General features: G+C 64.0%; 14 protein-coding genes. 8 read left to right on the forward strand and 6 right to left on the reverse strand.

Annotated features, from left to right (window positions below; all coding sequences use genetic code 11):
- Positions 1-62 precede the first annotated feature (62 nt).
- Positions 63-896, forward strand: a complete 834-nt coding sequence (locus ACWBU6_RS28155) for an undecaprenyl-diphosphate phosphatase (protein ID WP_452646626.1) — start codon at positions 63-65, stop codon at positions 894-896.
- Positions 893-2725 carry a DNA helicase RecQ gene (gene recQ / locus ACWBU6_RS28160; RefSeq protein WP_452646627.1) on the forward strand — a complete coding sequence of 611 codons (1833 nt, stop codon included), beginning with the start codon at positions 893-895 and terminating at the stop codon, positions 2723-2725. Before ACWBU6_RS28155 ends, recQ begins: the two co-directional genes overlap by 4 nt.
- On the opposite strand, the gene ACWBU6_RS28165 is transcribed toward recQ, so the two are convergent.
- Positions 2700-4736 (reverse strand): hypothetical protein, encoded by a 2037-nt coding sequence (locus tag ACWBU6_RS28165; RefSeq protein WP_452646628.1) that lies wholly within the window; start codon positions 4734-4736, stop codon positions 2700-2702. The two genes, recQ and ACWBU6_RS28165, sit on opposite strands and share 26 nt — an antisense overlap.
- Positions 4737-5088: 352 nt before the next feature.
- Entirely contained in the window at positions 5089-5964 is an 876-nt protein-coding gene (locus ACWBU6_RS28170) for a helix-turn-helix domain-containing protein (protein WP_452649627.1), read from the reverse strand.
- A 312-nt stretch (positions 5965-6276) separates the two neighbouring features.
- Here ACWBU6_RS28170 and ACWBU6_RS28175 point away from each other — a divergent pair, with 312 nt between their 5' ends.
- The 3 genes from ACWBU6_RS28175 (at position 6277) to ACWBU6_RS28185 (ending at position 8103) form a co-directional block, all read left to right on the forward strand.
- The gene (locus ACWBU6_RS28175) at positions 6277-6846 is read left to right on the forward strand and encodes a hypothetical protein (protein ID WP_452646629.1); all 570 of its coding nucleotides are present in this window, start codon (positions 6277-6279) and stop codon (positions 6844-6846) included.
- A 104-nt stretch (positions 6847-6950) separates the two neighbouring features.
- Entirely contained in the window at positions 6951-7139 is a 189-nt protein-coding gene (locus ACWBU6_RS28180) for a DUF1737 domain-containing protein (protein WP_452646630.1), read from the forward strand.
- A 58-nt stretch (positions 7140-7197) separates the two neighbouring features.
- Complete coding sequence (locus tag ACWBU6_RS28185) at positions 7198-8103, forward strand: DMT family transporter (protein ID WP_452646631.1); 906 nt, start codon at positions 7198-7200, stop codon at positions 8101-8103.
- Here ACWBU6_RS28185 and trmB read toward each other — a convergent pair.
- Entirely contained in the window at positions 8090-8770 is a 681-nt protein-coding gene (gene trmB / locus ACWBU6_RS28190) for a tRNA (guanosine(46)-N7)-methyltransferase TrmB (protein ID WP_452649628.1), read from the reverse strand. The two genes, ACWBU6_RS28185 and trmB, sit on opposite strands and share 14 nt — an antisense overlap.
- 127 nt (positions 8771-8897) lie before the next feature.
- Between trmB and ACWBU6_RS28195 the strand changes: the two genes are divergently transcribed.
- The 3 genes from ACWBU6_RS28195 (at position 8898) to ACWBU6_RS28205 (ending at position 10492) form a co-directional block, all read left to right on the forward strand.
- A complete protein-coding gene (locus ACWBU6_RS28195) occupies positions 8898-9401 on the forward strand; it encodes a hypothetical protein (protein ID WP_452646632.1) in 504 nt (167 codons plus the stop codon).
- A gap of 82 nt (positions 9402-9483) precedes the next feature.
- The gene (locus ACWBU6_RS28200) at positions 9484-10197 is read left to right on the forward strand and encodes a hypothetical protein (protein WP_452646633.1); all 714 of its coding nucleotides are present in this window, start codon (positions 9484-9486) and stop codon (positions 10195-10197) included.
- A gap of 61 nt (positions 10198-10258) precedes the next feature.
- The gene (locus tag ACWBU6_RS28205; protein WP_452646634.1) at positions 10259-10492 is read left to right on the forward strand and encodes a hypothetical protein; all 234 of its coding nucleotides are present in this window, start codon (positions 10259-10261) and stop codon (positions 10490-10492) included.
- On the opposite strand, the gene ACWBU6_RS28210 is transcribed toward ACWBU6_RS28205, so the two are convergent.
- Genes ACWBU6_RS28210 through ACWBU6_RS28220 form a run of 3 tightly spaced genes read right to left on the reverse strand, consistent with a single transcriptional unit; the run spans position 10485 to position 13006 of the window.
- A complete protein-coding gene (locus ACWBU6_RS28210) occupies positions 10485-11174 on the reverse strand; it encodes a DUF4197 domain-containing protein (protein ID WP_452646635.1) in 690 nt (229 codons plus the stop codon). The genes ACWBU6_RS28205 and ACWBU6_RS28210 overlap by 8 nt on opposite strands.
- Before the next feature lie 15 nt (positions 11175-11189).
- Positions 11190-12119 carry a DMT family transporter gene (locus ACWBU6_RS28215; protein WP_452646636.1) on the reverse strand — a complete coding sequence of 310 codons (930 nt, stop codon included), beginning with the start codon at positions 12117-12119 and terminating at the stop codon, positions 11190-11192.
- Between the two features lie 47 nt (positions 12120-12166).
- Complete coding sequence (locus ACWBU6_RS28220; protein ID WP_452646637.1) at positions 12167-13006, reverse strand: AraC family transcriptional regulator; 840 nt, start codon at positions 13004-13006, stop codon at positions 12167-12169.
- Between the last annotated feature and the right edge of the window lie 15 nt (positions 13007-13021).

Genomic DNA, 13021 nt, shown 5'->3' on the forward strand with positions numbered 1-13021 from the left:
AGCTTCGTGCCCGCGCAGCATGCCGCCCGCGTCCTCCCATCGATTCACTTAACAAAATCACAATGGATATCGTTCTCCTGCTGAAGGCCCTGATCATGGGTCTGGTCGAAGGATTCACAGAATTCCTGCCGATTTCTTCCACCGGCCACCTGATCCTGGCGGGCAGCCTGCTCGACTTCACGGGCGAGAAGATGAAAGTGTTCGAAATCGTGATCCAGGGGGGCGCCATGCTGGCCGTGATCTGGGAATACCGCCGCAAGATCGGCGAGGTGTTGGCCGGCATCTTTCACGAGCGCAAGGCTCAGCGTTTCGCGCTGAACGTGCTGGTCGGCTTCGTCCCGGCCGGCGTGCTGGCCTATCTGTTCAGCGAAAGCATCCAGGCCGTCCTGTTCCATCCGGCCCCGGTGGCGCTGGCCTTCATCGTCGGCGGCGTCGTCATCCTGTGGGTGGAGCGCCGCGCCCGCCTGCACCCGGTCACCGTGCGCGTGCAGACCGTCGACGACATGAGTATCGGCGACGCACTGAAAGTCGGCTGCGCCCAGGCGTTCGCCCTGATCCCCGGCACCAGCCGTTCCGGCGCCACCATCATCGGCGGCCTGCTGGTGGGCCTGTCGCGCAAGGCGGCAACCGAGTTTTCCTTCTTCCTTGCCATCCCGACCCTGCTCTCGGCCACCTTCTATTCGCTGTGGAAGGAGCGCGCACTGCTGTCGGCAGCCGACCTGCCGGTATTCACCGTCGGCACCGTATCGGCCTTCGTCTCGGCCTTCCTGTGCGTGCGCTGGTTGCTGCGCTACGTCAGCACCCACGGCTTCACCTTCTTCGCCTGGTACCGCATCGTATTTGGCGTGGTAGTCCTGGTCACCGCCTACACGGGCGTGGTCACCTGGCACGAATGACCGACAAGATGGACCAGCCAGACACCAGCCAGCGCGCGCTGCACCTGCTGCAGACCGTATTCGGCTACCCTGCCTTCCGCGGCCAGCAGGGGCAGATTGTCGAGCATGTCGGCAACGGCGGCGATGCCCTGGTGCTGATGCCCACCGGCGGCGGCAAGTCGCTGTGCTACCAGATCCCGGCCATGCTGCGCGACGGCGTGGGCGTGGTGGTGTCGCCCCTGATCGCGCTGATGCAGGACCAGGTCGACGCACTGGCCGAAGTGGGCGTGCGCGCGGCCTTCCTCAATTCCACCCAGACCTACGAGGAAGCGGCGCGCATCGAGCGCCTGGTGCGCACCGGCCAGATCGACCTGCTCTACGTGGCGCCGGAGCGCCTGCTGACGCAGCGCTGCTTCGACCTGCTGCAGGATTCGCAGATCGCCCTGTTCGCCATCGACGAAGCGCATTGCGTGTCGCAATGGGGCCATGACTTCCGCCCGGAATACATCAAGCTGTCGGTGCTGCACGAGCAATTCCCCAACGTGCCGCGCATTGCGCTGACCGCCACCGCCGACCAGCAGACCCGCGCCGAGATCATCCACCGCCTGGCGCTGACCGACGCCGCGCAATTCGTGTCGTCCTTCGACCGCCCGAACATCCGCTACCAGATCGTCGAGAAGACCAACGGCCGCAAGCAGCTGCTGGACTTCATCACTGCCGAACATGCGGGCGACTGCGGCATCGTCTACTGCCTGTCGCGCAAGAAGGTCGAAGAGACGGCGGAATTCCTCAACGAGCACGGCGTGCGCGCCATGGCCTACCACGCCGGCATGGAGCATACGGTGCGCGCCGACAACCAGGCGCGCTTCCTGCGCGAAGAAAACATCGTGATGGTGGCGACCATTGCTTTTGGCATGGGCATCGACAAGCCGGACGTGCGTTTCGTCTGCCACCTCGACCTGCCGAAATCGATCGAAGGCTATTACCAGGAAACCGGCCGCGCCGGCCGCGACGGCATGCCCGCCAGCGCCTGGATGTCCTACGGCCTGCAGGACGTGGTGCTGCAGCGGCGCATGATCGACGAGTCGGAAGCGGACGAGAATTTCAAGCGCGTGCTCTCGACCAAGCTCGATTCCATGCTGGGCCTGTGCGAGACCCTGAGCTGCCGCCGCGTGCGCCTGCTGGAATACTTCGGCGAGCCTGCCACGCCATGCGGCAATTGCGATACCTGCCTGATTCCGCCGGTGTCCTTCGACGGCACGGTGCCGGTGCAGAAACTGCTGTCTGCCATCTACCGTTGCGACCAGCGCTTTGCGGCCGGCCATGTGATCGATGTGCTGCGCGGCGCCGAATCGGAACGCATCCAGACCTGGCACCACGACAAGCTGTCCGTGTTCGGCATCGGCGCCGACCGCAGCGAACAGGAATGGCGCGCCATCCTGCGCCAGGTCATCGCACTGGGCCTGGTCACTGTCGACCACGAACAGTTCAGCTCGCTCAAACTGACCGACGCCGCGCGCCCGGTGCTGAAGGGCGGCCAGAAAGTACAACTGCGCCAGTACCAGAAACCGGTCAGGCAGAAACGCAGTTCGGCGCCGAAGGGCTACGAGGAAACCAGCCTGGATGGCAACGAGCAGCGCATCTTCGACCGCCTGCGCTCATGGCGCATGGGCGCAGCGCGCGAACACGGCGTGCCGGCCTACGTGATCTTCAACGACGCTACCCTGCGTGAAATCGCCAAGGTGCGCCCGGCTTCGCTGGGCGAGATGCGCGGCATTTCCGGCGTGGGCGAAAAGAAGCTGGTTTCCTACGGCGACGAGATCGTCAGGCTGATCGCCGACCTGGCCTGAAGCGCAAGCTGCCCAGCAGCGCCAGCCCGGCCAGCAACAGCACGCCCTGCGCCGGCTCCGGCGCAGGCGACAGCAGGAACGTCGCATATTGGTCCCATTCATTGCCCCCGTTGACGAGGATCTGGCCGCTGGCATTGATGTCCCAGGCGCGTTCCAGGAACCAGCCGGCATATTGTTCCTCGTTCCACAGGTGGTCCAGCACGTATTGCCGGTCCTGGTACAACAGCATGGCGCGCTCATAGGCGGTTTCACCCACGACGCTGCCGGCATCGTTGATGTCGAAGGCATAGCGCGACCACAGTTGCCGGAAATCCCGTTCCGTGCCGTTCACGAGCAGGGTGTGGGCGTACCCATGGTCCTGGTAGCCTGCCCGCCGGCCCTCGTTGTTCAGCGCACTGGCGTAAAAGTCGTAAGGCGTATGGTCATTGCCGAAGACGCCGTCGCGCCAGCTGCGGAAGCCGAATTCGTCGGTACGGCTGCCAAGGACCATGCCCACGTCGTTGATGATGGTCGGAACGTAGTCGTCAAACCGGTGTGGCGCACGGCCGTCGGCCCACTGGATGAAGCCGACCGACCCGGTTCCCGTAGCGCGCGCGTCGTAGTTGTAACCGACAATGTCGCCGCGGTTATTGATGCCGGCAGCGACGCCGCCCGATCCCGCGCTCTGCACCAGCTCCATTGCGCCACCGTTTCGCCACATGACCGCCTGCGGTTTCGCAAACCCGGGAATGATGCCGTTGCCGATCACCGTGCCCTGGCTATTGAATCCGGTAATGCTCAAATCGTTGATAACACCGGACAGGCGCACGACCGAGCCGCCGGGACTCCAGATGACCGCCTTGCCGTCCTGGCCGATACCCGCGACTTGGCCAGCGTCATTCAGGAACTTCGGCGCGAAGGTTCCGTCGAACCTGAGTGCGCGGTAGGTGGGCGCTTCCTGCGCATACGTGCTGCAGGCCAACAATGCCAGCAAGGACGTCGACAGCATACGGCTCAACAGCCTGCGCTGCAGGAGCCTGTGCAGCGCCAACAGCATGAGTCCTGCCAGCAGCAGCATGACAGCGCCTGGTTCGGGCACCGGCGACAGCAGGAAAGCCGCATCTGCCGGGCCGAAGCCGTTAGCGAGAATCGCGCCGCTGGCGTTGATGTCCCATGCATTGAGCAGGGACCACTCCGAATATCGGACATCGTGCCAAAGGTGGTCGAGCACGTAGGCACGCCCGTCAAACCACAGCATGGCGTGATTGCTCCACTCCGTAAAGCCGACGACGCTGCCAGCATCGTTGAGGTCGGAGGCAGAGCCCGACCATAGATCCTGCAGCTCGCGCAGGCCATCCCGCTCAACCATCGAAAATGCATGCATGGCGTCATGGCTGCCCGACATGCGGCCCTCGTTGTTGAGTCCGCTAATGTGGAGATCGTTATACAGGGTGTCACCAAAGACGCCGTCCTGCCAGCGCCTGAGGCCCCATGCATCGCTGCGTTGTCCGAGCACCAGGCCCCGGTCGTTGATCATTTCCGGCTTGTACTCGTCAAACAGCTGCGCCGCACTGCCGTCGCCCCACTGGATGAAGCCAACCTGGCCCGACCCGGTGTTGGAAGCGCCGGCCATATGGCCGATGATGTCGCCGCGGTTGTTGATGCCCGTGGTGTAGCCACCCAGGCCATCGAAGGGCAGGCGCTCCACTGAACCACCATTGCGCCAGGCCACCGGCTGCGGCAGGCTGTAACCCGGGAGCAGCGCATTGCCCACAACCGTGCCCTGGTTGTTGAAGCCAGTGATGGTGACCTCGCTGGCGGCGCCGGGCAACTTCAGGATGGAACCGTCAGGGTTCCAGATGGCCGGTCTGCCATCCTGGTCCATGCCGGCGACTTGGCCCAGGTCGTTCAGTATTTGCGGGCGGAACTGCGCGTCAAATTTGACGGCATGGTACGAGGGCGCACTTTGTGCGTGTGCCGTGCATGCCAGCAGCGCCAGCGCAGACAGCAACATTCGAGCGAACTTGGGCATGGCAACCTCCTGTTGGTTGGACAGGAGCTAATGCTGCGCCGACGCTGCCGGCCGCGCGCGTGGCGCCTCAAATCGTGCGCATCGCCGCGATAGCATTGCGCGCTATAGCGCGATGCAAGCCGCCAGGCTGCAGCGCGCGACGAGCATGCCGGCATCATGAATGTCCTGCGGTTGCATGGCAGCTGGCCGGTACCGGGGCGCCCCCAATGCAAGGCCACAGCAACACGGCGAACGGCAAACCGGCGCGCTTGGGCATGGCATTTCTCCCGGCATGGGCGTGAGCGCTTAGCCTGCACTGGACCGGGCAAGATTGCGCACAGCTGCGCCAACCGCGCGCAGCGCAACGACAAGCCTAAGACTTGAGCCCGGCAGCAATCTGCCGGTAGCGTCCCGGCGGTGCGCCGACGGCGTCGCTGAAGCGGTGGCTGAAGTGGCTGAGGTCGGCGTAACCGCAAGCTTGCGCCACTTGCTGCAACGGCAGGCGGCCCGCGCGCAACAGCCCGCGCGCCCGCTCGATGCGGCGCGCCGCGATCCAGGCCGAGGGCGGCATGCCAAAACTGATGCGGAACATGCGCGCCAGGTGGAATTCCGACATGCACGCAAGCTGCGCCAGCATGCCGAGTGTGATGTTCTGGTCGAGATTGGCTTCGATGTACTCGTGCAGCCGGCGCCGCACCAGGGGCGCCAGGCCGCCGCGCAGGCGCAGGCCGGGCTGCCTCATCGACTGCGCGTGCAGCAGTTCGCTCAAGGCCTCGTGCGTGATTTCGTTGGCGCGCAGCAGCTGGTCGGCGTCAACCCACGGCTGCTGCAGCAAGTTGCCGCACAACTGCACCAGGCACGGGTTTTCGAAATAGGTGCGGTCCTGCAGCGTGAGTTCGCGTGGTTCGCGGTCCAGCTCCGCCACCGCGCGCCGGGTGAAATGCGCCGGCATGAAATAGATGTGCAGCATGCGCAACTGGCCGCGCACGACCCACTCCGACTCATGCCAGTCCGGCAGGGAGCACAGGCGCTGCGGCGCGCCGTACTGGCCCGGCAGGCCTTCGCGTTCGACGCTATAGCCGCCGCCCAGGTAGCAGGACAAGGTGTGGTGTCCCGGCTGGCGGTACTCCGTCAGCTCCTCTTCCGTGCTGCGATGCCAGACCGCTGCCGCCAGGCCATCGCCCAGCCAGGCAAAACGCTCGAGCGTCGCATCGGTGCCGGACATGGTACGGAACACGGCGTGCGACATCGCATCGCCCGGCTTCTCCGCCAGTGCCGCGCGCGCCGCCGTCCCCCCGCGCTTACGCGCAACGGCCTGCTCAAGTTGTCCAGTCGGTAGCTTCACGCGGAAAAGTCTAGCACGGCCCCTTTCGCCCAGCCGGCCGCCCCCGGCGATTTGCGCAAGATCAGACAAAGGCCTGTCGGAAAGATTTACAGAGGGCAGGGACGCAGAAACCACGAATCCATCATAATCAGTAACTTGCAGGCACAGGGAACAGATATTGCTTATTGCATTTGAAGCAATACTGTCAACCAGACTACTCTTCTGAAAGGAATATCGATGAAGAAGCTCGCCTGCCTGGCCGCCCTGGCACTCGCGTTTTCCGCAGTGCAGGCCAGCCCGCTCCAGCTTGACCTGACCAGCGGCAGCAATGCCAACAACAATGGCTCGGCCGTGTTTGACACCTACACCGAAGACGGCTTTCGCATCCGGATGGTTCGTGCCGGCGACCACTATGATCCCAATTACATTGGCGACCTCGGCATCCATAATGGCTTCCAGAATGCCGACGACGTGAGCTGGGTGCTGGACTTCTTCGGGGCCAGCTTCAACCTGGTCAGCGCCAATATCGCGGCTTACCTGGATGGCGCCAGCTCGCTCACCCTGACCGGCTCCAACGGCGCCACGCAAACCTTGTCAGGCACCGGCACCCTGGCCATCGCCGGCATGGGCGACGTGACCTCGGTCGTCTTCAACATCGACCAGGACGGCGGTACGCAAGGCGTGGGCTTCGCCGAGATCAATGTCGACACCGCGCCGGCGCAGCAATTGCCTCTCCCCGATACGCTGGCACTGCTCGGTCTTGGCCTCTCGGCACTGGTCCTCGCGCGGCGCCGTGCTTCGACATAGGGGTATAAGGCATGGAGACCGGCCAGGCCTGTGCGGCATGCCGCGCATTGGCCCATAATGCTGGGCAACAGCAACTGCTTCCCGCCTAGTGAAAGAGTATGTCGATGAAAACACCTCCAGACGATCTGCCAATCTATCGAGTCCTGACGGGTCCGGATGATGCGAAGTTTTGCCGGCGCGTCAGCGAGGCGCTCGCACTTGGATATGCACTCCACGGCTCGCCTTCCGTGACGTTCGACGGCGACACCGTCATTGTGGCCCAGGCGCTCCTTTGGCCAACGGCCAGGTCATAACCGGCAAAGCAGCAAGATCAGACAACCCTGGCAGCCGCATTGAGGTCATCCTGAGGGCATGAATACTGCCCTCTACCTCACCACTGTGCTCATCTGGGGCACCACCTGGATCGCGATCAAATTCCAGCTCGGCGTTGTCGCTGCGCCGGTGTCGATCGCTTATCGTTTCTGGATTGCGGCCCTGCTGCTGATGCTGATCCTGCTCGTGCGCAGGCAGCGGCTGCTGCCGCCGCGCTCCGCCTGGCGCTACCTGCTGGCGCAAGGCCTGGCGCTGTTCTGCTGTAATTTCCTGTGCTTCTACTACGCGACGATGTGGGTGCCGAGCGGTCTGGTGGCGGTGGTGTTTTCAACCGCGCCGATCTGGAATGCGCTCAATGGCCGCCTCTTCATGAACCGGCCCATCCGCCCGCAGGTGCTGGGCGGCGCCGTATTGGGGCTGGCGGGCATCGTGCTGCTGTTCCTGCCTTCGATGCAGGGGCATTGGGACGATGCCGGCATGCTGGCCGGCCTGGGGCTGGCCCTGCTTGGCACCTTGTGCTTCTCGACCGGCAACCTGCTTTCGAGCCGCATGCAGGCGCTCGGCATGCAGCCTTGGCTGACCAACACCTGGGCCATGCTGTGCGGCGCCACCATCCTGACGCTGGGCGCACTGGCCCTCGGCATGCCGTTCAACTTCGACCCAAGCCCGCGCTATATCGGCGCGCTGCTCTACCTGGCCGTGCCGGGGTCGGTGGTTGCCTTTACGGCTTACCTGCTGCTGGTGGGGAGGATCGGGCCGGACCGCGCGGCGTACTGCACGGTGCTGTTCCCGGTGGTGGCGCTGACGGTGTCCGCCGTCTTCGAAGGCTACCAGTGGAGCAGCATGGCGCTGGCCGGGCTACTGTTGGTCATCGGGGGCAATCTGCTGGCCTTCATGCCGGCGCGGGCCAGGACGCCGGCCGGTGCCAAGCTTACTTCTTCGTGAACACCAGGTCCCACACGCCGTGGCCCAGCTTCAGGCCGCGGTTCTCGAACTTGGTCAGCGGGCGGTAGGCCGGCTGCGGCGCGTAGCCTTCGGCAGTGTTCTGCAGCGCTGGTTCAGCGCTCAGCACATCCAGCATCTGCACCGCGTAGTCTTCCCAGTCGGTCGCCAAGTGGATGTAGCCGCCCGGGGCCAGGTGCTCGCACAGGGTCTTCACGAATGGCGCCTGGATCAGGCGGCGCTTGTTGTGGCGCGCCTTGTGCCAGGGATCAGGGAAGTAGATATGCACGCCTGCCAGCGAACCGGCCGGGATCATATCGCGCAGTACTTCCACCGCATCGTGCTGGATCACGCGCAGGTTGGTGATGCCTTCGTCGCCGATCATCTTGAGCAGGCTGCCCACGCCCGGCGTGTGCACTTCCACGCCGATGAAATCCTTCTCCGGCATGACCTTGGCGATGTGGGCGGTGGTGCCGCCCATGCCGAAGCCGATCTCCAGGATCACCGGCGCCTTGCGGCCGAATGCCTTCTCGTAATCCAGCGCCTCCTTGTTGTGCTCGATCAGGAATTGCGGGCCGAACTCCTTCAGTCCACGTTCCTGGCCCGTGGACAGGCGGCCAGCACGCGTAACGAAGCTGCGGATGCGGTGTTCGGTCGGGTCATAGAGCATTTTGCCCTTTGGCGTGGATTCGGAAGACATGGCTGAACGTGCAAGGAAAAGGGACGATTATACCATTCCGGTTTTCCGGCCCGGCCTGCGATAATAGCGGGTCTTGTCCCCTTAGGAAGCCCCTGCAATGGCCCTCGCACTGAATATCCTGATTATCGTCCTGGCGCTGGTAACGCTGTTTTTCCTGCTGAAAGGCGCTCCGAAAGCCGCGCCTGCGCCAACGGGAAAACCGGTGGGCGGTTCCTACACCCCGCTGCCCCAGGGCGAGCCGGTGCACCACTGGACCGACGAGGGCCGCTTCCAGCTTGAAGTGCTGGGCGAGTCGCGCTACTCCGATACCATCCGCGCCCTGGCCGGCGAGCACGGTGAAGCCGCAGCCGACGCCCGCCACAAGGCGCTGCTGCTGGCGGACGACAACAATCCCTATGAAGACAAGGCGGTGGCCGTCTTCCTCAACAATGAAATGGTCGGCTACCTGGCACCGAAAGATGCGGCGGCCTTCCGCACCATGCTGGCACGCCAGGAAATCACGGGCCAGCTCACCTCGACCGACGCCGTGATCCGCGGCGGCCAGGTGTACCAAGGCAAGCGCCTGGCGTATGCGGTCTGGCTCGACGTCAACCTGTCGTAACCGCCCCACGCACAATTGAGTTTTTGGCATCCCTATGCCATATTGCGGCTTTATGTTTTTGATAATTCCGCAGAGGATGCCCATGAAGAAGACCAAATTCGCCCTGCTGTTGCCAGTCCTGCTGCTGGCCGCATGCTCCAAAAAGGCCCCGGAACCTGAGGCAGTACCGGCTGCCGCCCCTGCCACGGCCCCGGCGCCTGCACCTGCCGCTGCCCCGGCGGCCGCCGCAGTGGCTGCTGCTCCAGCCGGCAACAACCCGCTGCCAACCCCGGTCATCTCCACCGAAAACATGAGCGACGAACAACGGGAGGTCGCCCAGCGCCAGGCCAAGCTCGATTACTCGAATATGGAGCAAGGCTATATGGCCGATCCTGGCGCGCAGTGGGCCAGCGCGGCCAATGCCAGCTCGAATTACAGCGAGACCTATAACGCCTCGAAAGCCGTTGGCAAGGTCGATGGCAACTACTGGTCCACCAAGGACAGCGACATCGGCTTCGATTCGCTGGAGGTGTCCTTCGAAAAACCGGTCAACGCAACCCAGCTGCGGGTCGCAGTAGCCGAATCCTATGGCCTGGAAGGCATTACCAAGGTAGAGCTGCAGGACACGGATGGCAACTGGAATACCGTCTGGTCCGGCGTCCACAGCGTGAAAGCCGACCAGCGCGGCCCGCGCACCTGGTTCGTGCAGCCGATTGAGAAGACCGCCTACAAGGCCAAGGCAGCGCGCATTACCAAATCCAACAACATCACCACCACCCGCCTGCAGGTCGACGCGGTGCAACTGGTCGGTTCCTGATCGGGCGCCCTGCCTTTCCCGGCAGGCGTATCATGGTTGCTGCTGCTTGCAGGAGGGAACCATGGAACGCGAACGGGCAAAGGCAGGTGATGCGGTGCGACCGATCGGCTGGCACCATAAGATGCTGGTGATTCGCACCACGCCCGGCCGCACTGGCCGGAATGATGACGAGGACGTGCTGTGCCGCTGGCACGACAGCGACGGCGAGCACCAGCAGGTATTCAAATCAGGACAGCTGGAAGTCCTGAACTCAGCCGCGCAAGCGCGCAATCCGCGCGGCCGGACCCTTATTTGAGCAGGCCGAAGACTTTGGAAATCGCCTTGCTGCCGTAGGAAATCGGGTTCTCGCGGATCTTCTTCTCTTCTTCCCCGATCATCAGGAACAGGCCATCCAGCGCGCGCTGGGTGACGTAGCTTTCCACGCTTGCCTGGTCTTCGGCCGCCAGGCCGAACTTGGTGGCCTGCGCCATGGCGCCATTGAACTGGGCGGACAGCCTGGACTTGTCCGTTACGCCCTTGACGATCGGCTTGAACTTCATTGCCAGCGGTGCCGCAGTCTTCTCCTTGAAGAAATCGGTGACCGAGGTCTCGCCGCCGGTCAGGATCGCCTTCGCGTCGCTCAGCGTCATCGACTTGACCGCATTGACCAGCAGCGGCTTGGCCAGCGGCACGGCCTGTTCCGCAGCGCGGTTCATGGCGGTTTCCAGCTCCTCCAGCTGTTCGCCGTGACCGGTCATTTCCAGGATCGGGCGGGCTTTTTCCAGCACGCGCGGCAGCTTGATGCGCACCGCGTCGTTGTTCAGGAAACCGCCTTCCACGCCCAGCTTGCCCACCGCCGCCACCGAACCGGCTTCCAGCGCAGCTTTCAAGCCGCCGCCGGCTTCCTTCTCGGTCAACGCGTCCAATGGATTTGCAAAAGCGCTGGCGGCGAGCGCCAGGCCGGCCAGCAGGGTCGATACTTGTTTTGTGATGCTCACGGCGCACCTCCTTGGTTACAAAGTCTCAACCCTACCATAAGGAGGACGCTTCCAGGCAAGACTCGCCACCGCTGCCAGCACGCAGGCCATGCCCGCCAACTGAGGCGCTGCGATGGCTTCATGCAGAACGGTGCTGGCGAGCAGTGTCGCGGAAATCGGCGACAAAGCGGTGAACAACGCGGCCTCGGCCCCGCTGATGCGCGCCGCCCCGGCATACCACAGCACGAAGCCAAGCACCGTCGGCACCAGCGCGTAATACAGCACGGCCTGCAAGGCGCTGGCGCTGATGCTGATCTGCCATGGCCGCTCGATGGCCAACGACGCGCCTCCCGCAAGCAGCAGGCCCAGGGCGCACATCAGCGTCGACAGCGGCAGCGCTTCAATCGGCGCGCGCAAGCGCTTGTTCAGCAGGATGAAGAAGGACTCGCACGCCACTGCGGCCAGGACCAGCGCCATGCCGAACAGTTGCCCTGCCTCGGCCCAGGCATGCGTCGCCTCCGCGCCTTTTTCCGTCCCGGCTAACGGCCAACTCACGCCGCTCGCAACCAGCACCCCTAGCGCTGCCAACGCGATTGCGCCTAGCAGCCGCAGTGTCGGCCGCTCGCCAAGGCCCAGTACCGCGAAGGCTGCGGTGACAATCGGCAGCGTGCCGACCAGCACGCCGGCTGTAGCCGCGCTGGTGAACGACATCCCCGAAATCAGCAACACCGTATAGCCAACGCTCCCCGCGCCGGCCTGCAGCACCAGCAACGCGGCATCACGCCGCCCGATCCGTGGCCAGCGCGCGCGTAGCATCCAGCATAAGGCGAGGAACACCGGCAGCGTCACCAGAAAGCGCAGTGCCGTCGCCGTGAACGGCGGCAGTCCCGCTGCGATCACCTTGCTGGCAATGACCGTGCTGCCGACCGTGACCATCGCCAGCGCGCAATACAGATATCCCACCATTTGCAGCCTCCATGAGAGAAAGCTGCAGGCTATACCATCCGGCGAATTCAGGTCTTGAACGAAATTGCGAACGCGCCCGGAGTGACGCCATATTTGCGCGTGAATACCCGGGTCATATGACTTTGGTCCGCAAATCCGCTGGCAGCGGCGGCATCGGCCAGCGCCATGCCGCCGGCAATCAAACGGCGCGCCAGCAGGATGCGGCGATGCAGGAGGAATGCATGCGGCGTAAAGCCCGTATTGCGGGAAAACGACCGCACCAACTGAAAGCGGCTCAAGCCGCAAGCACCGGCCAATTCGGCCAGCGACCAGTCGGCCAGGGGGTCGTCTTCCATCATCGACTGGGCAACAGCAGTGGGCGCGGCAGCAAGCGCGACCGCCGCGCGGCGCCGGAGCAAGGTCCGCCCCATCAGATCGAGCAAATGGTGCTCGGCCGCCAGCCAGGCCCCCGGCAGTGCCGAGGTGGCAGCTGCATATGCCCGCACGAAGCCAGCCGCCAGGCCGGCCTCCTGCAATACCGGCGCCCTGAATTCAAGCGAAGCGCCGCCGATGCCGGTATCCGCTTCGCGCAGCAATTCCCCCACAAAGCCCGGTTCCAGGTACAGCATCTTCCAGCTACGGCCCCCATCGCCGAGCGGCGCACCGTCGTGGACCTCATTCGGATTCACGGTGATCACATCGCCAGCGGTCGCCTCCACCATTCCGCAGCCGCTGATCGACTTCGATCCACCATGCGTGAGCAGGCCAATGCCGAACTGTTCATGGGTATGCCGGGAAAAAGATTGGCTGCCACACGCATCCACCGCCTGGATGCGTGTGGCAGCGCACGGTATCACCTGAAAGCTCAAATTGGCCATGGACAAAGAGGAGTTGGAGTTGCCCCGCATGCTACGCGGGGTTCA

Source organism: Pseudoduganella sp. HUAS MS19 (assembly GCF_053615455.1).

Bases quoted from the DNA above. Each gene is read 5' to 3' on its own strand.
- ACWBU6_RS28215 (WP_452646636.1), bottom strand. From the start codon at position 12,119: ATGGTGGGATATCTGTATTGCGCGCTGGCGATGGTCACGGTCGGCAGC.
- ACWBU6_RS28170 (WP_452649627.1), bottom strand. From the start codon at position 5,964: ATGTCGCACGCCGTGTTCCGTACCATGTCCGGCACCGATGCGACGCTC.
- trmB (WP_452649628.1), bottom strand. From the start codon at position 8,770: ATGCTCTATGACCCGACCGAACACCGCATCCGCAGCTTCGTTACGCGT.
- ACWBU6_RS28200 (WP_452646633.1), top strand. From the start codon at position 9,484: ATGAAGAAGACCAAATTCGCCCTGCTGTTGCCAGTCCTGCTGCTGGCC.
- ACWBU6_RS28195 (WP_452646632.1), top strand. From the start codon at position 8,898: ATGGCCCTCGCACTGAATATCCTGATTATCGTCCTGGCGCTGGTAACG.
- ACWBU6_RS28205 (WP_452646634.1), top strand. From the start codon at position 10,259: ATGGAACGCGAACGGGCAAAGGCAGGTGATGCGGTGCGACCGATCGGC.
- ACWBU6_RS28180 (WP_452646630.1), top strand. From the start codon at position 6,951: ATGAAAACACCTCCAGACGATCTGCCAATCTATCGAGTCCTGACGGGT.
- recQ (WP_452646627.1), top strand. From the start codon at position 893: ATGACCGACAAGATGGACCAGCCAGACACCAGCCAGCGCGCGCTGCAC.
- ACWBU6_RS28185 (WP_452646631.1), top strand. From the start codon at position 7,198: ATGAATACTGCCCTCTACCTCACCACTGTGCTCATCTGGGGCACCACC.
- ACWBU6_RS28165 (WP_452646628.1), bottom strand. From the start codon at position 4,736: ATGCCCAAGTTCGCTCGAATGTTGCTGTCTGCGCTGGCGCTGCTGGCA.
- ACWBU6_RS28155 (WP_452646626.1), top strand. From the start codon at position 63: ATGGATATCGTTCTCCTGCTGAAGGCCCTGATCATGGGTCTGGTCGAA.
- ACWBU6_RS28175 (WP_452646629.1), top strand. From the start codon at position 6,277: ATGAAGAAGCTCGCCTGCCTGGCCGCCCTGGCACTCGCGTTTTCCGCA.
- ACWBU6_RS28220 (WP_452646637.1), bottom strand. From the start codon at position 13,006: ATGCGGGGCAACTCCAACTCCTCTTTGTCCATGGCCAATTTGAGCTTT.